19 protein-coding genes and 1 pseudogene are annotated in these 18,886 nt (G+C 42.7%); 11 read left to right on the plus strand and 9 right to left on the minus strand.

Annotation, left to right across the window (positions count from 1 at the left end):
* Positions 1 to 262: 262 nt before the first annotated feature.
* The gene (locus MIC7126_RS0101595; RefSeq protein ID WP_017651366.1) at positions 263 to 613 is read right to left on the minus strand and encodes a histidine triad nucleotide-binding protein; all 351 of its coding nucleotides are present in this window, start codon (positions 611 to 613) and stop codon (positions 263 to 265) included.
* 55 nt (positions 614 to 668) lie between these two features.
* Here MIC7126_RS0101595 and MIC7126_RS0101600 point away from each other — a divergent pair, with 55 nt between their 5' ends.
* Complete coding sequence (locus tag MIC7126_RS0101600) at positions 669 to 2,207, plus strand: YifB family Mg chelatase-like AAA ATPase (RefSeq protein ID WP_017651367.1); 1,539 nt, start codon at positions 669 to 671, stop codon at positions 2,205 to 2,207.
* Between the two features lie 68 nt (positions 2,208 to 2,275).
* On the opposite strand, the gene MIC7126_RS0101605 is transcribed toward MIC7126_RS0101600, so the two are convergent.
* Positions 2,276 to 2,587 carry a methyl-accepting chemotaxis domain-containing protein gene (locus tag MIC7126_RS0101605; protein ID WP_017651368.1) on the minus strand — a complete coding sequence of 104 codons (312 nt, stop codon included), beginning with the start codon at positions 2,585 to 2,587 and terminating at the stop codon, positions 2,276 to 2,278.
* Between the two features lie 86 nt (positions 2,588 to 2,673).
* Between MIC7126_RS0101605 and MIC7126_RS0101610 the strand changes: the two genes are divergently transcribed.
* The 3 genes from MIC7126_RS0101610 to purB all read left to right on the plus strand — a co-directional run bounded on the left by MIC7126_RS0101610 (position 2,674) and on the right by purB (position 5,839).
* Entirely contained in the window at positions 2,674 to 3,660 is a 987-nt protein-coding gene (locus MIC7126_RS0101610; protein WP_017651369.1) for a YihY/virulence factor BrkB family protein, read from the plus strand.
* Positions 3,661 to 3,868: 208 nt separating this feature from the next.
* The gene (locus MIC7126_RS0101615) at positions 3,869 to 4,402 is read left to right on the plus strand and encodes a DUF421 domain-containing protein (protein WP_017651370.1); all 534 of its coding nucleotides are present in this window, start codon (positions 3,869 to 3,871) and stop codon (positions 4,400 to 4,402) included.
* A gap of 141 nt (positions 4,403 to 4,543) precedes the next feature.
* Positions 4,544 to 5,839: an adenylosuccinate lyase gene (gene purB / locus MIC7126_RS0101620; RefSeq protein WP_026099958.1), complete on the plus strand. Its 1,296-nt coding sequence runs from the start codon at positions 4,544 to 4,546 to the stop codon at positions 5,837 to 5,839.
* A gap of 73 nt (positions 5,840 to 5,912) precedes the next feature.
* Here purB and MIC7126_RS0101625 read toward each other — a convergent pair whose 3' ends face one another.
* Both MIC7126_RS0101625 and MIC7126_RS0101630 read right to left on the minus strand, forming a co-directional pair.
* Positions 5,913 to 6,509, minus strand: a complete 597-nt coding sequence (locus tag MIC7126_RS0101625; RefSeq protein ID WP_017651372.1) for a DUF3177 family protein — start codon at positions 6,507 to 6,509, stop codon at positions 5,913 to 5,915.
* 475 nt (positions 6,510 to 6,984) lie between these two features.
* Positions 6,985 to 7,206, minus strand: coding sequence for a Calvin cycle protein CP12 (locus tag MIC7126_RS0101630; protein WP_017651373.1), 222 nt, complete (start codon positions 7,204 to 7,206; stop codon positions 6,985 to 6,987).
* A 383-nt stretch (positions 7,207 to 7,589) separates the two neighbouring features.
* Here MIC7126_RS0101630 and MIC7126_RS0101635 point away from each other — a divergent pair, with 383 nt between their 5' ends.
* Positions 7,590 to 8,831 carry an FIST signal transduction protein gene (locus tag MIC7126_RS0101635; protein WP_017651374.1) on the plus strand — a complete coding sequence of 414 codons (1,242 nt, stop codon included), beginning with the start codon at positions 7,590 to 7,592 and terminating at the stop codon, positions 8,829 to 8,831.
* On the opposite strand, the gene MIC7126_RS31080 is transcribed toward MIC7126_RS0101635, so the two are convergent.
* Together MIC7126_RS31080 and argC are read right to left on the minus strand one after the other, a co-directional pair.
* Positions 8,783 to 9,502: a hypothetical protein gene (locus MIC7126_RS31080; RefSeq protein ID WP_154655800.1), complete on the minus strand. Its 720-nt coding sequence runs from the start codon at positions 9,500 to 9,502 to the stop codon at positions 8,783 to 8,785. The genes MIC7126_RS0101635 and MIC7126_RS31080 overlap by 49 nt on opposite strands.
* A 15-nt stretch (positions 9,503 to 9,517) precedes the next feature.
* A complete protein-coding gene (argC, locus tag MIC7126_RS0101655; protein WP_017651376.1) occupies positions 9,518 to 10,486 on the minus strand; it encodes an N-acetyl-gamma-glutamyl-phosphate reductase in 969 nt (322 codons plus the stop codon).
* 159 nt (positions 10,487 to 10,645) lie between these two features.
* Here argC and MIC7126_RS0101660 point away from each other — a divergent pair, with 159 nt between their 5' ends.
* Complete coding sequence (locus MIC7126_RS0101660; protein WP_026099959.1) at positions 10,646 to 11,908, plus strand: HhoA/HhoB/HtrA family serine endopeptidase; 1,263 nt, start codon at positions 10,646 to 10,648, stop codon at positions 11,906 to 11,908.
* Between the two features lie 69 nt (positions 11,909 to 11,977).
* Here the strand turns inward: MIC7126_RS0101660 and MIC7126_RS0101665 are convergent, their stop codons facing one another.
* On the minus strand, positions 11,978 to 12,415 hold the full coding sequence (locus tag MIC7126_RS0101665; protein ID WP_017651378.1) for a Fur family transcriptional regulator: 438 nt from the start codon (positions 12,413 to 12,415) through the stop codon (positions 11,978 to 11,980).
* A gap of 275 nt (positions 12,416 to 12,690) precedes the next feature.
* Between MIC7126_RS0101665 and MIC7126_RS0101670 the strand changes: the two genes are divergently transcribed.
* On the plus strand, positions 12,691 to 13,233 hold the full coding sequence (locus tag MIC7126_RS0101670; RefSeq protein WP_017651379.1) for a peroxiredoxin: 543 nt from the start codon (positions 12,691 to 12,693) through the stop codon (positions 13,231 to 13,233).
* Between the two features lie 92 nt (positions 13,234 to 13,325).
* Complete coding sequence (gor, locus tag MIC7126_RS0101675; protein WP_017651380.1) at positions 13,326 to 14,678, plus strand: glutathione-disulfide reductase; 1,353 nt, start codon at positions 13,326 to 13,328, stop codon at positions 14,676 to 14,678.
* 208 nt (positions 14,679 to 14,886) lie between these two features.
* Here gor and MIC7126_RS0101685 read toward each other — a convergent pair whose 3' ends face one another.
* Positions 14,887 to 15,450 (minus strand): thermonuclease family protein, encoded by a 564-nt coding sequence (locus MIC7126_RS0101685; protein ID WP_017651382.1) that lies wholly within the window; start codon positions 15,448 to 15,450, stop codon positions 14,887 to 14,889.
* A 112-nt stretch (positions 15,451 to 15,562) separates the two neighbouring features.
* Here MIC7126_RS0101685 and MIC7126_RS0101690 point away from each other — a divergent pair, with 112 nt between their 5' ends.
* From MIC7126_RS0101690 to MIC7126_RS0101700, 3 genes are all read left to right on the plus strand, one after another.
* Positions 15,563 to 16,306, plus strand: a complete 744-nt coding sequence (locus MIC7126_RS0101690) for a hypothetical protein (RefSeq protein ID WP_026099960.1) — start codon at positions 15,563 to 15,565, stop codon at positions 16,304 to 16,306.
* A 231-nt stretch (positions 16,307 to 16,537) separates the two neighbouring features.
* A complete protein-coding gene (locus MIC7126_RS0101695; RefSeq protein WP_017651384.1) occupies positions 16,538 to 17,428 on the plus strand; it encodes an alpha/beta hydrolase in 891 nt (296 codons plus the stop codon).
* A 147-nt stretch (positions 17,429 to 17,575) separates the two neighbouring features.
* Positions 17,576 to 18,328 carry a hypothetical protein gene (locus MIC7126_RS0101700; RefSeq protein ID WP_017651385.1) on the plus strand — a complete coding sequence of 251 codons (753 nt, stop codon included), beginning with the start codon at positions 17,576 to 17,578 and terminating at the stop codon, positions 18,326 to 18,328.
* Between the two features lie 56 nt (positions 18,329 to 18,384).
* Here MIC7126_RS0101700 and MIC7126_RS26995 read toward each other — a convergent pair.
* A pseudogene (locus MIC7126_RS26995) lies at positions 18,385 to 18,885 on the minus strand (ABC transporter substrate-binding protein); the annotation flags it as partial.
* Position 18,886 lies beyond the last annotated feature (1 nt).

An 18,886-nucleotide genomic window follows, 5' to 3' on the forward strand; every position in this document is an offset into this window, starting at 1 on the left:
GCAAAAATTATGAGTACACAAAATGGCATGAATGACGCAGCGAATATTTATGTCTGAAGTTAGATATTTTGTCCGACCAAAGATATATGTTTTTTAAGCTATTTCTTGTATTAAAAACCAAAAAAAGCGACAAAAATGTATTTGCTGTTACCGTCGCGCTGGGTTTGTAGATTCTTATTCCTTTTCCATAGTCATAGAGACGCAAAATTTTGCGTCTCTACAGCATTTAACTCGATAGTAGATTAGCTAATTTCGTCTCTCATCAACCGGGAGGCCAAGTCAGAGAACGTCCACCCAGAATATGCAAATGTAGATGGTCAACAGTTTGTCCACCATCAGCACCAGTGTTGATGACGACGCGATAACCATTGTCTAAGCCAGCTTGTTGAGCAACAAGCTTGACTGTTAATAACAGATGTCCTAAAAGTTGATGATCTTGGGATTGTGCATCAGCCAATTTAGGAATAGGCTGTTTAGGAATCACCAGAATGTGAACCGGGGCTTGGGGATTGATATCTTTGAAAGCCAGGGCTAAATCATCCTCATAAACAACATCAGCGGGAATTTCCCGGCGAATAATTTTGCTAAAAATTGTCTCTGTGGTTTCACTCATGCGAATTTACTCACTCATCTGCTAGAGATTCTAAAGGTTTACTGTGGAAGAATAAATGTTAGCTAGAGTTTGGAGTGCATCAATTGTCGGTATCGATGCGGTGAAAGTGGGTGTAGAAGTCGATGTCTCTGGAGGATTACCGGGAACTGTGCTGCTAGGACTTCCAGATAGCGCGGTACAGGAATCAAAAGAAAGGGTAAAAGCAACTCTGAAGAATGCAGGTTTTGCTTTTCCGATGCGGAAAATTGTGATTAATCTCACGCCGGCTGATTTGCGTAAAGAAGGGCCGAGTTTTGATTTACCTATCAGTGTAGGCATTTTAGCGGCTTCTGAACAAGTTAGCGCTGAGTTGTTAGGTGATTATTTATTCTTAGGAGAAGTCTCTTTAGATGGTAGTTTACGCCCTGTGGCGGGGGTTTTACCAATTGCAGCAACAGCACAAACAATGGGAATTACGGGTTTAGTTGTACCCGTTGCTAACGCTCAAGAAGCAGCATTAGTCAAGGGATTAGCTGTTTATGGTTGTCAAAATTTGTGGGAAGTAGCTGATTTTTTAAATCATCCAGAAAATTATCAACCTGTGAAAATTGAAAATTCTTTAGAGACAACAGCCGAAAAATTGTTAAACTGCGATCGCGCAGATTTGCGGGATGTTAAAGGACAAGCTCATGGTCGCCGAGCGCTAGAGATTGCTGCATCTGGAGGACACAATTTAATTTTTGTGGGTCCCCCAGGAAGTGGAAAAACTATGCTAGCACGGCGTTTGCCAGGAATTTTACCACCCTTGGAATTTGCGGAGGCGTTAGAGGTAACTCAGATTCATTCGGTGGCTGGTTTATTAAAAAATCATGGTTGTTTAATTCGCGATCGCCCTTTTCGCAGTCCCCACCATTCAGCTTCTGGCCCTTCTCTTGTGGGTGGTGGTAGTTTCCCCCGTCCTGGGGAAATTTCTCTCTCTCACCGAGGAATACTTTTTTTAGATGAACTCACAGAATTTAAGCGGGATGTTTTAGAATTTCTGCGTCAACCTTTAGAAGATGGTTATGTGACAATTTCCCGCACCAAACAATCTGTGATGTTTCCAGCACAGTTTACATTAGTAGCGAGTACTAATCCTTGTCCTTGCGGTTTCTACGGCGATACCATACAGCCGTGTACTTGTTCTCCTCGTCAACGTGAACATTATTGGGCGAAGCTTTCCGGCCCGCTAATGGATCGAATTGATTTACAAGTAGCGGTGAATCGTTTAAAACCTGAAGAAATTACCCAACAACCCACCGGAGAAGCATCAATCTCAGTGCTAGCGCGAGTGCAAAAAGCCCGCTCGCGCGCCCTTACCCGCTTTGAAAATGAAGCAAATCTCCGTTGCAATGCCCAAATGCAAAGCCGTCATCTGCAAAAATGGTGTCAGTTAGATTATACCAGTCGCAGTTTATTAGAAACAGCCATCAAAAAATTAGGTTTATCAGCCAGAGCCAGCGATCGCATCCTCAAAGTAGCACGAACCATCGCAGATTTAGCAGGTGATGATGATTTACAGCCTCAGCATGTAGCAGAAGCGATTCAATATCGGACGATAGATAGGATGCAATGATTTGTCATAACAGGGATTAGAGATTAGGGATTAGAGATTAGGGTCAAAAATTCCTTTTATGTCCTCAACTACTTGGTGAGATCTGCATTTGTTATTTTTTGTTGGTTATTTGCTATTTCGGCGACTACATTTGCTATTTCGGCGATCGCATTTGCTATTTCGGCGACTACATTTGCTATTTCGGCGACTACATTTGCTATTTCGGCGATCGCATTTGCCATTTCGGCGATCGCATTTGCTATTTCGGCGACTACATTTGCTATTTCGGCGACTACATTTGCTATTTCGGCGACTACATTTGCTATTTCGGCGATCGCATTTGCTATTTCAGCCGTTTGTAATGACGACCTAGGATAAAATCCTCCTGTTGGATGCTGCATCAACACCTTAAGGAAGATGTCATCACACTAGAAAACAGTATCAAATATATCAGGTGGTATGTAATATCCTAGAGGAGACTGGTTAAATGAATTTGCGGGCGATTGGGAAGCTGTTCCAAGAAACATTTAAAGAATGGAGTGATGATAAAGCCTCACGGTTAGCGGCTGCATTAGCTTATTACACAATATTTTCCATCGCGCCGTTGTTAATTATTGTCATAGCGATCGCTGGTGCTGTTTTTGGAGAAGAAGCAGCCAGAGGTGAAATTGTTCGCCAAATTCAGGGTTTAGTCGGTAGAGATGGCGCTGAGTTTATTGAACTAGCGGTTAAAAATGCTAACAAACCACAAACAGGAACAATTGCTTCCATAATTAGTATCGCCGTTTTATTATTAGGTGCCACAGGTTTATTTACTGAATTACAAGATGCTCTCAACACAATTTGGGAAGTAAAAGCAAAACCTGGGCGGGGGGTAAATAACGCTGTTCGTCAGCGCTTTTTATCTTTTGCAATGGTTCTGGGAATTGGGTTTCTGCTTTTAGTATCCTTAGTAATTAGCGCCGGACTATCAGCATTTGTCGCCTATTTTAGTAACCTAGTTCCCGGTATAGACTTCCTTTGGCAGATGCTTAACTTTCTTTTAGGTTTTACGATTAGTACTATACTTTTTGGACTAATTTTTAAAGTTTTGCCAGATGTTAAAATCACTTGGAGTGATGTTTTAATCGGAGCCGCTCTCACATCACTTTTGTTCTCCATTGGTAGATTTTTGTTAGGACAATATTTAGGTAACAGTAGTTTTGGCTCAACCTATGGCGCTGCTGGTTCACTTGTAGTAATTCTCGCTTGGGTTTATTACGCAGCACAAATTCTTTTTTTTGGTGCAGAGTTCACCCAAGTTTATGCTCGCAGATACGGTAGCGGTATTATTCCCACTAAAAATGCTGTACCTATCGCTAAAAACAACCAAGCAAATCAAGGTAGACAACGGGAAAACCGCAACCAAAATCAACCACCAAGCTCTAACTTAATTAATCGCTTCCAGCGTTATTTTCGCAAATCTCGACGCTAAAAATCAAAACACCCAAAACTCTAATTTTTATCTCAACAAATCCATCACTTTCTTCTTGAAATTGCTATTAACAAAATTCATTTTAATAATTATACAAACATGTTGGTAGGGGAACGGCACTGCCGTGCCCCTACGAGAAATCTATCTGTATCACCATTTTTGTTAATTGATATTACCTAATAAACTACTTATCTCAATTTGATATCCTATGGAAAAATTATTATTTGTTGATTGGCACGCAATCTTTATTCCTAGCATCAGCGTTTTAGAATTATTTATTCGTGGTTCACTAGTCTATCTAGCTCTATTTTCAGTGTTACGCTTCCTCCCCAGTAGACAATTAGGAACCCTAGGAATTACCGATTTACTAGTAGTAGTATTATTCGCTGAAGCTGCTCAAAACGCAATGGCGACTAATTACACATCAATTACCGAAGGAGGTATTTTAGTAGGAACTGTAATTTTTTGGAGTTACTTACTCAATTGGTTGGGTTATAAATTTCCAGAATTTCAGCGCTTTTTAAATCCACCACCACTACTATTAGTAAAAAATGGTCGAGCAATTGAACGACATTTACAGCGGGAATTAATCACCGAAGATGAATTAATGAGTAAGTTACGTCAGCAAGGTGTAGAATTTTTAACTGACGTCAAGTTAGCATTCATGGAAGCTGACGGTAGCATTAGTATCATTACCTCTGAATCAAAAACTAGTATTCCTACACAGCCAAAGGCTAAGTAGACAAGAGAATCGACGGCTATAAGATGATACACAGGCACGGGAGTGAAGAACAATTAACAACAAATAACCAATTACAAATCTCTTTGCACCAACCGATGGAATTAAAATGTAAAATATGACGGTTGTATTCTGTGGCGGATTGTGATCGAGCGTTATACTTTGCCGGAAATGGGCAATCTTTGGGGTGAAGCCTATAAGCTAAAAACTTGGTTACAAGTAGAAATTGCGGTTTGTGAGGCTCAAGCTGAACTGGGTTACATTCCTTCTGAGGCGGTTGAGGAAATTAAAGCTAAGGCAAATTTTGACCCAAAGCGAGTGCTAGAAATTGAAGCAGAAGTCCGCCACGATGTGATTGCTTTCTTGACAAATGTAAATGAGTATGTAGGTGATGCAGGGCGTTATATTCATTTAGGTTTGACTAGCTCTGATGTGCTAGATACGGCTTTAGCATTGCAATTAGTCAGCAGCTTAGATGTTTTGTCGCAACGGTTAGCAGATTTGATTGCAGCAATTCGCACAAAAGCGCGAGAACATCGCTATACGGTGATGGCTGGACGATCGCACGGAATTCATGCAGAACCAATCACCTTTGGTTTTAAACTAGCTGGGTGGCTAGCAGAAGTTTTGCGACACCAAGAACGCTTGCGAATTCTCCGCGCTACAATTGCAGTCGGCAAAATTTCCGGTGCGGTGGGGACTTATGCCAATATTGAACCTAGAGTAGAAGCGATCGCTTGTGCAAAACTCGGACTCACAGCCGATTGTGCCTCAACACAAGTTATTTCCCGCGATCGCCACGCCGATTATGTGCAACAATTAGCATTAATAGCCGCATCCATTGAACGCTTTGCCGTAGAAATTCGTAACCTCCAAAGAACGGACGTTTTAGAAGTCGAAGAATTCTTCGCCAAAGGTCAAAAAGGTTCCTCCGCTATGCCTCACAAGCGCAATCCTATTCGTTCTGAAAGACTCACAGGAATGGCGCGATTAGTCAGAAGTCACGCAGGCGCAGCTTTAGAAAATATCGCCCTATGGCATGAAAGAGATATTTCTCACAGTTCCGTAGAACGGGTAATTTTGCCTGATGCTTGCATTCTCACCCATTTTATGTTGGTAGAAATTACCGAATTAGTGACAAACCTTTTAGTCTACCCTGAGAACATGGAACGAAATCTCAACTGTTATGGTGGCGTAGTATTTAGCCAAAAAGTACTACTAGCCTTGGTAGAGAAAGGAACCACCAGAGAAGCAGCTTATGCGATCGTTCAACAAAACGCCCACACAGCTTGGAACAAACCAGAAGGAAACTTCCGCGATTTAATCAGCCAAGATCCGCTTGTCACACAAATCTTATCACCAGCCGAGATTGCAGACTGTTTCGATCCACAACAACATCTTAAACATCTACAAGAAGTGTACCAAAGATTAGGTATTTAGAGCTAATTGGGGATTTTTCAGCCCGCAGGAGAAGTCCCCAATTAATTATTATTTGTTGTTCCTCATCTTTCAATTACTGTGGCATTGCTGAACGTCCCTGTTTACCCAGCTTGACGAGCACAAAGTAACTTAAATAAAGCACGTAAACGATTAAGCCCAGGATTCCCAAAAATCCCAGGAATCCCGGTTTGCTATTGGCGTGGAAATAATCTTTAAACAGTAACGGAGCTTCTAAGCAAACGCTACAGTAGGGAGTTTTGAAAGCCGCTTCCGAGAAAGCACAACCCAAAAAAGGTATATAAGCGATCGCACTTAAAACGCTATAAACACTCACAGCCCAGCGCCAAGAAGCAAAAATCAGTTTCAACGGCCCGCTAGATTGATACTCAACATCATCATTCAAATCCACCCAGAACCACAAGGAAATCGGAATCAAAATCCGCGCCATTAATCCAGAGATAAAACTTACCCCAAACCCGCCAATCATCAAATAAAGCGTGATTACCAATAAACTAGCCACTCGCCAATAGATAATTAACAAGCGTTGTATCGCTTCCGCCTTCTGCACAAATGCCCAAATCACCAAAATTAAGGGAATAATCACTGTGAATAACAACGCCAGTCGATAATCAATCCAAACAAAAGGTCGAAACCAAATATCATTTCCCATAGTTTTACCAGACTATAAATTAAATACTTTTGACCGCAAATCATCTCCCAAATTTATGACATCTATGCTGTTATTAGCTAGCTATTAACTAAAAAGATTTGCACAGATACCGTTTAGAGAAGTTTACTAGGCAAAAAAAACAAGCAACTCAGTGCTAATATACTCACATTTTGCAATCATCAACAGCCTGGTAAAGGAAAGTTAAAAAACTTATCCCCAGGCTATGGGCGCGACGCAACTCTATTCCTCAATTATCTAGCAGCACCAGCCCAGGAAGGTAAAACCTAAGCTTTAACTTTGCTAGTGTCTTTCACCCCAAAAGATGCGCTCAAGCCTAGCTCAATTGCACAGTTGAGTAAAACTGAAGACGGAAGTAGCGCCCAGATGCAAGATATCAGTAAATAGGTTCTGGTTGCTTGTTTATAAGCTTTGCACAGCTTGAATCAAAAGACGCGCAAGCTAGATGGGTAAAAGCCTAGTCTTCATAGAGTCGGCATTCATCCGCCTCTGGGTTATCATCACAGTATTTTTCCAGAGAGTTTTTTTGCTTGCTTTGGCGTTGGTGAGAAGCTTCTGCTTGCAATTCTTCAACTGCATCCCAAGCCGCAGCGCACTCAGCCGAGCTGCTACCTGAGGTATCGCAGACAGTGCGGGCTTGCTCAACTTCATCTTGGATTTTTTCTTGGATGTCGCTCATAGCTTTAGTCTCGTTGTGTGGTGTTAATACCAGTATAGAAAAACTTCAAAAAGGGCAGTTTTTTGTTCTATATATTCACCATTCTAACTACTTAGCTGTTCAGTAGGTATTTTAGCCTGATGATCAATTACTAATACAATAAATAAGGGAATCAATACTATATCTATATTTATATTTTAAGATTTGGTAGACTCAGTACAACAAAAGTATAATCGTACAATACATTCAACATAGATAGTTGGGAATAATCACCCTCGCTGCCTGGGATTGACAAACTACTGAAAACAATAAAGTTGGCTAATGTCAACTCTTTGAAGATGTAATTCTTTCCAGAAGCAAAAACAAAAACTAATAGCCTCGCAAGAGAAAGAAGCCTAAAACTCATGGCAGAAAAAATGCAGTGGGCAAACGCCCTGTCAACCCGTCCCTCTTTGGAAGCAGCTGTTACAGAAGTGGTAGAACGGGCTGTATCATTATTATCCGCACCAGCGGATTTAGGGTTAGTATTCATTTCATCTGCATTTGCAAGCGAGTATTCTCGACTTTTGCCATTGTTGGCTGAAAAACTTTCGGTATCTGTGCTCGTTGGCTGCAGTGGTGGTGGTGTGATTGGCACAACCACCGATGGACAAACTCAAGAACTAGAAGCTGAAGCAGCGCTGAGTTTAACCTTAGCCCATCTGCCAGGGGTAGATTTGCAAGTTTTTCATATAATATCAGAAGAATTACCAGACTTAGATAGCTCACCCGATGCTTGGGTTGATCTCATCGGTGTACCACCTTCACCCACACCCCAGTTCATCTTACTTTGCAGTTCTTTTTCGTCAGGGATCAACGATTTATTACAAGGATTAGATTTTGCTTATCCAGGTTCGGTAACAGTAGGGGGACAAGCCAGCGCCGGGGGAATGAGCGGACGCACGGCTTTGTTTTGTAGCGATACTCATAACGGACTGTGTTCAGGTATGTATCGTGAAGGAACACTGGGTTTGGCTTTAAGTGGCAACATTGTTCTAGAAACAATTGTTGCTCAAGGATGCCGACCAATTGGTAAGCCATTACAAGTGACAAAAGCCGAACGCAATATAATTTTGGAACTTGATGAACAAGTCCCATTGGTAGTTTTGCGAGACGTAATTGCTAATCTCAGCGAAAAAGAGCGGATGCTAGCTCAACACTCGCTGTTTGTGGGTGTGGCAATGGATGGGTTTAAACTAGCTTTGCACCAAGGAGATTTCTTAATTCGCGGCATTTTAGGTGTAGACCCCTCAGCCGGAGCGATCGCTATCGGCGATCGGGTTCGTCCCGGTCAGCGTTTACAATTTCACCTCCGCGACGCAGAAGCCTCAGCCGAAGATTTGGAATTACTCCTACAACAATATCAGCATCAACGAGAAACAGAATCATCCGCATTGGGAGCTTTGATGTTTTCTTGTGTAGGGCGCGGTGAAGGACTCTACGGTCAACCAAATTTCGATTCCGAACTATTCAGACGCTACATCAAAGACATCCCCGTCGGCGGCTTTTTCTGCGGCGGCGAAATCGGCCCCATAGGTGGGAACACATTTATCCATGGTTACACCTCGGTATTTGGAATTTGTCGCGATTTGGGACATGGGGAATAGGTGATGGGGAGTGTGGGGAGTGTGGGGAGTGTGGGGAGTGTGGGGAGGTGGGGTGATGGGGAGGAGGGGGAGGTGTGGGAGGTGTGGGAAGTGTGGGAAGTGTGGGGAGTGTGGGGAGTGTGGGAAGTGTGGGGAATGGGGGGATGGGGTGATGGGGGGATGGGGGGATGGGGGGTCATGAGGAATAGCAAATGCTGTTGTTGAAATAGCAAATGCTGTCGCGGAAATGGCAAATGCTGTCGTTGAAATAGCAAATGCTGTCGCGGAAATGGCAAATGCTGTCGTTGAAACAGCAATTGTTGTCGCGGAAATAGCAAATGCTGTCGTTGAAACAGCAATTGTTGTCGCGGAAATAGCAAATGCTGTCGTTGAAACAGCAATTGTTGTCGCGGAAATAGCAAATGCTGTCGTTGAAACATCAATTGTTGTCGCGGAAATAGCAAATGCTGTCGTTGAAACAGCAATTGGAGTTGCAAAAACACCAATTGCAAACCAAATAACTGCAAATAATCTCCCCCTCCTCCCACACCTCCCACACTTCCCACACTTCCCACACCTCCCACACCTCCCCCTCCTCCCCATCCCCCCATCACCCCATCCCCCCATCCCCCCTCCTCCCCATCCCCCCCATCACCCCATCCCCCCATTCCCCCATCACCCCATCCCCCCATTCCCCAATACCCATTTCATAGCCCTAAATCTTCTGGCAAACCCAACATAATATTCAGATTTTGGACGGCGGCGCCTGATGCTCCTTTGCCTAAATTGTCGAGGCGAGCAACTAAAAGCGCTTCTTTGGTGGTGTCGTTGGCGAAAACGAAAACTTGAACAATGTTAGTACCATTCACAGCGATCGCTTCTAGAAAAATTCCATCTCGCAGTGTACTAGAATCTCTCCAGGGAGCTACCTGGACAAATTTTTCTCCTTGGAAGTAGTTAGCGATCGCTTTATGAAGCATCTCACCCGACGGCGGCTGTGGCAAATTCCCCAACACTAAAGGCACCTGCACCACCATTCCCTGCTCAAAATCTCCCACCGCAGGTACAAATAGCGGCGGCGATGCTAACCCGGAATATTCATGCATTTCTTTAACATGCTTATGCCCAAATTGCAACCCATAGATGCTGTAGGGCGAAAGTGATGTCACCCCAGCTTGCTGCTCATGGAAGGTATCATACTTTTGAATCAGACTTTTCCCACCTCCAGAGTAGCCAGACACCGCATTAATAGTGATGGGAAAATCGCGGGGTAGCAAATCTTCAACTATCAGCGGCCGCACACAAGCTAAAAAGCCTGTCGGATAACAACCCGGATTACTCACAAATTGGGCGCTGGCGATTTTTTCTCGCTGTCCTCGATTCAATTCAGGAAAACCATAAGCCCAGCCCTTAGCTGTCCGATGGGCGCTGCTAGCATCCAAAATTTTCACCGGGGAATTGCTGACTAAGCTGACAGCTTCGCGGGCTGCGTCATCAGGTAAGCAAAGAATCACAACATCAACAGCATTAATCAGTTTCGCCCGTTCAGTCGCATCTTTGCGCTTAGACGCTTCAATGCTAACGATCTCGATATCATCTCGCCCATAGAGACGCGAGTGAATCTGTAAGCCAGTAGTTCCCGATTCTCCGTCAATAAAAATCTTAGGTTTTGTCATTTGCTATTGGTTATTTGTGATTTGTCGTTGCACAATCCTGAGTGTCCCATGCTCCAGGCACATACCAAACTTTTTACACTAGTGCAATACCCCAGCAACAAAAGTGTCAAAAAAAATATCTATATTAGTAGTACATCTAAATATCTTTCCAGACGGCAAATGCAAAAACAACCACGCGACGGAGAAAATCTCTCAAAAGATATTTCATCAAGCACCTCTGGCTCAAAACCCTATCGTCATGCATCCCTGACAAAAGCAGCCGCATCTCTATCGCTGGTGCTTTTAGGGTCTGGGATGACATTAGCAGGTGGCTATTTAGCCGGGAATCATCAACGGGTTTCTGAGAGTGCATCAAATTTGGCTGTGAGTCCGGTAAATGCTGCTCCTCCAGTACCATCTAGTACAGATCCTAACTTTGTCACACAGGTAGTACAGAGAGTGGGTCCTGCGGTGGTGCGAATTAATTCTTCTCGCACGGTTACAAGTCGGATACCAGACGAATTTAATGACCCGTTTTTCCGTCGCTTCTTTGGTTCTCAATTACCCTCCCCTGAAAGAAGGGTGCAACGGGGTACCGGTTCAGGTTTTATTATCAGTAAGGATGGGCGGATTTTGACTAATGCCCACGTAGTTGATGGTGCTGATAATGTGACAGTTATCCTCAAAGATGGGCGGAGCTTGCAAGGTAGGGTGGTAGGGAGAGATGAATTAACAGATGTGGCTGTGATTAAGGTGCAAGCAGATAATTTGCCGACAGTAACAGTGGGTAATTCTGATCAACTCCAACCAGGACAATGGGCGATCGCTATTGGTAATCCCCTCGGTTTAGATAATACTGTAACTACGGGAATTATCAGTGCTACAGGACGTTCTAGTAATCAAATTGGTGCTCCTGATAAGCGCGTAGAATACATTCAAACTGATGCAGCGATTAACCCTGGTAATTCTGGCGGACCCTTGCTAAATGCTCGTGGTGACGTCATTGGGATGAATACAGCGATTATTCAAGGTGCCCAAGGTTTAGGCTTTGCTATTCCCATCAACACCGCACAACGTATTTCTAATCAGTTAATTACTACAGGTAGAGTTCAGCATCCTTATCTGGGAATTCAGATGGTGGGACTGACGCCGGAATTAAAGCAAAATATTAATTCTGACCCTAATTTAGGTTTGAGAGTAAATGAAGATCGAGGCGTTTTAGTGGTGAGAGTTGTGCCGAATTCACCAGCGGCTAAAGCGGGAATTCGTCCCGGTGATGTCATCCTCAAGCTTAATGGTCAAGCGGTTACAGACGCTAGTGGTGTACAACGTGCTGTGGAAAGTGCTCAAGTTGGTGGCGATGTGCGCTTGGAATTGCGACGCAATGGCCAAAGTCTCAATTTAGCTGTCCAACCTGGAGCTTTCCCTACCAGAGTGCAGTAAACAATTGACAAATTAATTAAAATAATGTAGAGACGTAAAATTTTACGTCTCTACATTTTCATTTGCCAATCACTGTTCATCTACCGATTCTGGAGCACAGCGATCGCACACTCCTCGAACTGTGACTTCATAAGTTTCGCCACGCAACCCAGGACGCAGACTCTTCAGTTGTATATACTCGAAAGTATCCCAAGCAATATCTTCAATTGCTCCACATCGACAACAGCAAAAGTGATGATGGGGTTGCACGTTCGCATCATAACGGCAAACTCCTTCTTCTAAAAGCACTTCTCTAACCAGACCTACTTCTGTGAGCGCTTGTAATGAGGTGTAGATTGTCGCCTGAGATGACACCGGAAAATCTTTATTCAAGTCAGTGAGCAGCTGGTCAACTGTCGGGTGATCGGCGCGAGATAACAAATTTGCATAAACCGCAAACCGCTGAGGAGTTACCCTCAAACCCTTGGATTTTAAGGTTTGAACGATCGCGCTTGCTTGGTGCTGCATACTTGCGGCTACATTGAATGTTTTCTATCTAAAATTATAGTCTTTTTTTAATAATTCATCTTAGTTTAGAAAAAATAAATTATTTAAGTATTTATAACTATTGAGTATTTCTTAAATCAGAATTATTCTGATATACGACAGCAACCGCTTTCACAAATCAAAGGAAACAGTATTCCATCCCCTTTTTTCTGTAATTTCAGCGATGGATGGGCTAATTTTAATTTCTGTTCCTTGTTCCCGCACACAGTTAACTTTTATCCAGAGAGCATACAACTATGAGAACCACAGTACCTAACGTTGTCTTCAAGACCCGCGTCCGTGACGAGTCAATTCCCGGCCCAAACCCTTATCGTTGGCAAGATTTGACTTCGCAAGAAATCTTCGGTGGCAAGCGTGTTATAGTGTTTTCCTTGCCTGGAGCCTTCACCCCCACATGTTCCACCTCACATCTGCCTCGTTATGAGGAACTCTACACAGAATTTCAAGCCTTGGGAATTGATCGAGTGATTTGCATCTCTGTCAATGATGCCTTTGTGATGTTCCAGTGGGGTAAGCAACAAGGTGCTAAAAATGTTTTCTTACTCCCCGATGGTAACGGGGAATTCACCCGCAAAATGGGGATGTTAGTTGATAAATCTAACCTGGGCTTTGGTCTGCGGTCTTGGCGCTATTCGATGGTAGTGGACGACGGCAAGATTGAAAAATATTTCATCGAGTCAGGCTACGATGACAATTGCCCTCTTGATCCGTTTGAAGTTTCCGACGCAGATACCATGCTAGCTTACCTGAAAGAAGCTAAAACTACAGTCGCAGTCTAATGTTGAGATAGTGAAGTATATATGTAGTAGGGGTATGTGCCCCTACTGTGTATAAATACCGCTACAAGCGATCGCTATTCCTGGGAGTACACATGACCTACGATTTTGATTTATTGGTAATTGGTGCAGGTTCCGGTGGGATTGCATCTGCAAGGCGGGCGGCTGAATATGGCGCTAAGGTAGGGATTGTGGAATTTGACCGCCTAGGTGGTACCTGCGTCAATCGTGGCTGTGTCCCGAAAAAGTTGATGGTTTATGCCTCTCATTTTCCCGATTTGTTTGCAGAAGCTCAAGGTTACGGCTGGAGTCCAGTTGAGAGTTCTATCGATTGGGAAAAGATGATTACGGCGGTTAACAATGAGGTGACGCGCCTGAATGGAATTTATCAACGGATGTTGGATAACTCCAAGGTGGAACTGATCAAGGGATATGGTCAATTCGTTGATCATCACACCGTCGCCATTGGCGAACGCCAAGTCACCGCTGACAAAATTTTGATTGCAGTTGGTGGACACCCCATCAGACCGAACATTTTGGGAATTGAACACGCGATTACTTCCGATGACATTTTTCACCTCAAAGAACAACCCAAACGCATAGTAATTTTGGGAGGAGGTTACATCGGTACAGAATTCGCTTGCATTTTGAACGGAATGGGAACCGAAGTTACCCAAGTAATTCGTGGTGAGATGATTTTGCGCGGCTTCGATGACGATCTGCGATCGGAAATTCAGCAAGCCATAATTAATCATGGGATTCGGCTGCTCAACAACATTCAACTGATAGCCATAGACAAAGATACCGCCGGCGTCAAAGTCACAGTGCGGGGTGAAGAAGGAACAGAAGAAACCGTGATTGCAGATGCGGTGAGTTTAGCTGCAGTTGGTCGCAAACCAAACACACACAATTTGGGTTTAGAAAATACTGGTGTCAAATTGCATGACGGGGCGATAGTAGTTGATCAATACAGCCGCACAGCCGAAGAAAATATCTATGCGGTGGGAGATTGTACCAACAAAATCAACCTGACGCCAGTAGCGATTAATGAAGGGCGGGCATTTGCTGATACCATGTTTGGCGGGAAATCTCGCACCATGAGTTATGAAAATGTGCCCACCGCCATCTTTACCACACCAGAAGCTGCAACTGTGGGATTAACCGAAGCAGAAGCCAGAGAAAAATATGGTGATGCGGTGAAAATTTATCGCAGTCGCTTCCGCCCGATGTACTACACCTTGGCTGGTAAAGATGAAAAAACCATGATGAAGCTAGTGGTGGATCAGAAAACTGATAAAGTGCTGGGCGCACACATGGTGGGGACAAATGCACCAGAGATTATTCAAGGAATAGCGATCGCTATTAAAATGGGTGCAACTAAAGCTAATTTTGATGCTACCGTTGGTATCCATCCTAGTTCTGCTGAAGAATTTGTCACCATGCGCTGATACGTTTTCTGGCGTTGCTGAATTGGAATATGAAATACCAAAAATACCTTTCTTTTTCTTTGTACCTTTGCACCTTTGCGACGCCAGTTGCTTTAACGGGGGGAACCCCCGCAACGCACTGGCTCGCCTTTGCGCGAAACAAATTCATATTTACAATCAGCAGCATCTCAAAAGAATTAAGCGTACCTTGATCCAGAATTGGCAAAAATTATTTATTGAAGCTGCGATACTCCCAAGGGTTAGTAAATTTAGCATCACCCCAAACTCCTAGCCGTTGCTGCTTGGCTTGTGCTTCGGCTTGTTGCAAGATGTCTTTGCTGGGACATTTATTTAAGTAGGGGCGATACACTTTAGCTAAACCTTCTTGTATCAGGACTTGTTGTATGAAAGTACCGTCTTGTAAGCGGACTTCTGCTACCTTTCTGCCATAGCGATCGCTGTCGGTAATATTTAAGGTGACGCGATCGCCTCCTTGTTTGACTAACTGTTGTAACCGTTCTTGGGCTTTCAGTCCCCAAGCAAATTGATTGCGATCGCTTGGGCGTTTGCTTTGTTTTTCTTTAGAGGAATGGGCTATTTCTGGCGCATCCATACAAGCAAAACGGATACTCAAATTTTTGTTATTGGCGTCTTTGACCACTAAGGTATCACCATCACTGACGCGCTCGACTAAATCTCCAGAATTACCGAAAAAGCGATCGCACCCCATCAATCCTAAAATGATTATCGCCGCATACAGCCAAATCAGCACCTGTTGATTAAATCTACCCATTTTCTCGCCCCAAATCTCTCTGAAGGATGATACTAGCAAAATCAAAATAGTAAAAATTAAATGGGGATTAGGATAAAAAATGTAAACTCGTTCGAGTCAGTGGGAATTTCTGATGAACTTCTGGACTTCTGTTATGCATCTGGTTGGTTCGGGTGCTGTGGCTTATTATTCTGCAGCCCAGATCCGCGATCCTCAAACCCGCCCTAACGTGCTTGCAAGCTTTCAATTAGCTGAATCTGGCTCTGTTCCTTTTCTCTCGACACTCAGCGATCGGGCCGCTAGTGAAGGTGATGCTTGGCTAGCAGAAAAACTCCAAAAACATGCAGCGGATGAAACCAAACATGGTCATATTTTTGCTCATGCTTTAAAACAGATCAATAAACAAGTTATCGATTTTCAAAATCAACCCCCAAAATCTGAAAATAAATCGCCACAGCAGCGCAGTCCGTTTTTTGCTGCTTTCTTTCAAGGCTACACCTCAGAACAGCTCAAACCCGCCGTCATCGACTGGAATGTGTTTATGGCTAGCACCTACATTCTAGAATTAGACGCCAGCAAAGACTTTGCACGCATGGCTAATGTGCTACCTGATCAAGATCCTGTCAGTCGCCATCTCAAACAGGGAATGTTGAGCATCGCCCAAGACGAAACTGGCCATGCTGCATATCTCTATGAAGCAATGACACGGCGCATGACTCCAAACCAAGTACAGCAATTAGTCGATGAATGGCGCACCCGCAAAGTCAACGCCATGTTAGCAATGGTTGGCGGTCTGCTACAACGCCAAGGCGAAACTCGCTCTTTAGTCCAGGATAGTGCGTTATCTGAAAATACTTCCGAGTTGATAGTCGCCTAATTCGCAAATGGTGGCGTAACGGCAAAAGGCATTTTTACACAGATTGCCTTTTGCTGTTTTATTTTTTAAATAGTAAATTTACTCAATTTTTTGTAACCATAAATACTTATTAACAAAATTTATATAAATTTTGTATACTAGCTTTAATACTAATTTAAAAATGTGAAACCCATTTAGATTAGGATATTCATTGTATTGTTAAATACATATGAAAACAAAAAAATCTCGTCCATGAATATCAAGAAGCTGCATTTTTCTGTAAATACGTTGTTTTATTTGCTACTTGTATTTCTCTCGTTTGCAGCGATCGCCTATTGTGGATTTTGCCTATTTCTATTTGTTCAGCAACCGCGCTTGATCTTTTTTCCCACCAGTGAAATTACAAAAACGCCCAAGCTATTTAATCTCCCCTATGAGGACGTTTGGATACCGATAAAATTGGCATCAGGAAAGGTGGAGCATATCCACGGTTGGTGGATTAAAGGTAAACAAGCTGATAGCAAAGTATTGTTGTATTTGCATGGAAACGGCCTCAATATCAGCGCCAACGTCGGCCACGCTAGCCGATTTTATAAATTAGGGTTTTCAGTCTTGTTAATTGATTATCGGGGTTATGGTTTGAGCAAAGGCACTTTTCCTAGCGAAATGCAAGTGTATGAGGATACAATGACGGCTTGGAACTATTTAGTACAACAGCAGAAAATTCCCCCAAACCACATTTTTATTTATGGACATTCCCTAGGGGGTGCGATCGCTATTGATTTAGCTGTCAAACACCCAGAAGCTGCGGGATTAATTGTCGAAAGTTCTTTTACTTCAATCCGGGAAGTAGTCGCTTATCGAAATTCATTTTCCCTATTCCCGATTGATTTAATTTTGACGCAAAGATTTGAATCTATTAAAAAATTACCGAAGTTAAAAATGCCTGTTTTATTTATTCATGGCACCAACGATTCCACCATACCTTATTTCATGAGCCAAAAACTTTACGCAGCCGCTCCCGAACCCAAAAAGCTGCTTTTAGTTCCCAAAGCAGAACATAACGACGTAGCAGACATCGCAGGTGAGCAATATCTGCAATGGGTAGACGCTTTTACCCAACAGGTATATGCTCACAAGTAGTTCAATTATGAAGCTACCAACAATTTTGACTATTTTTGTTGATGTCGGAGAAAAATCATCACCAACACTCCGGTTGGGCTAAAAACTAGTTGAAAAAATGATACAGGTAAAACAATTTTTCTTCAAGTACGAAAAGAGATAATAATCATGACAGCGACACCCATGTACTTGTTAAAAGCTCCTGGCAATCATACTATAGAAATTTCTCAAGAACAAGTGCGATCGCTACTTAGCGAAATTGAAGCTGATCTCCATCGCAGCCAAGTTTATCGCCGAGTTTTGACTACTCTACAAAAGATGCTAGGTTCCTCAGACGAACAAGCAAAAATATTATTAAAAGCGGTAAGCAGAGAAGCTATTGGTTTAGCATTTCAACAATTTGCACAGCAACAAGTAGCAGACACCACTCAACCAACAAATGTAGAAGCAGAACATATTAATGAATTATCTCAATGCTTAACCAGTGTTAAATTAAACTCTCAAAAAACAACTATAAATACTAATATAATCAACCCAGAACAAAAACCCTCAGCGATAAAACCGAGAAAGCAGCTAAACTCAAATCAAAAATCTACTAATAACAATAAAACATCTGTGAAATCAATTTCACCAGCTTCCCACCAATTAAAAAACACTACCGCAGGAATAACCTTAGACATTCAACCTATACATCTATACCTAGGTTATGCAACTCTAGTTGCTGGTGCGGTGGGTGGATTATCTTTCTTATCTCAGCAAGCCAAATCCGATCAAACCCATCGACCAGATGTAGATATTCAGCCTTCGTCATCCCTATTTCAATTAGATCACAAAGCGCAAACAACCGTTAAACCAGGACTGAAATCTAGTAACAATGGTATCGTTGTCAGTCCAGGTATTTCTCCACCAGAAGCGCTGTAATTCATCTTATTTGTATGTAGAGACGTAAAATTTTACGTCTCTATACTGAATATTCGCTATTTAGATAAAACTTGTTTTAGCTGCTTACAAGCTTTTTCAATAGCATCAATACTACCTGCGTTGACAAATCCATAATAATCAAAAACATAAACCCGATTATTTTTTGTTGCTTGTAGTTGATTCCAAAAACGTTCTCGTTTAAATGAATTGAGTATTGTTTCTGAACCTCCTTGGGGAGGATTAACAAGAATTATCACTTCTGGATTAGCTTGCAAAACTTTCTCTGCAGATAAAGTGACATAACCTTTAATTGGACTTTTACCTTGTAACTCAGCGGCTAAGTTTTTCACTTGAAATTTTGCCAGTAAATTACCAGACCAACTAGATTTATTAGGTGATAATATTGGCTGCTGACTTACTAAGACTAGAGTAGGAACATTGCATTTAAGATTTTGGCAATTCAGTTGATTGTTAACAATAGTTTGATAACGGTTCAGCAAAGGTTGAGGGTCAGCACCGATAGTCTGGGCTAGATTTTTAGTTAGAGCTTCTAAACTG

This window comes from Fortiea contorta PCC 7126 (genome assembly GCF_000332295.1).
GTDB lineage: Bacteria > Cyanobacteriota > Cyanobacteriia > Cyanobacteriales > Nostocaceae > Fortiea > Fortiea contorta.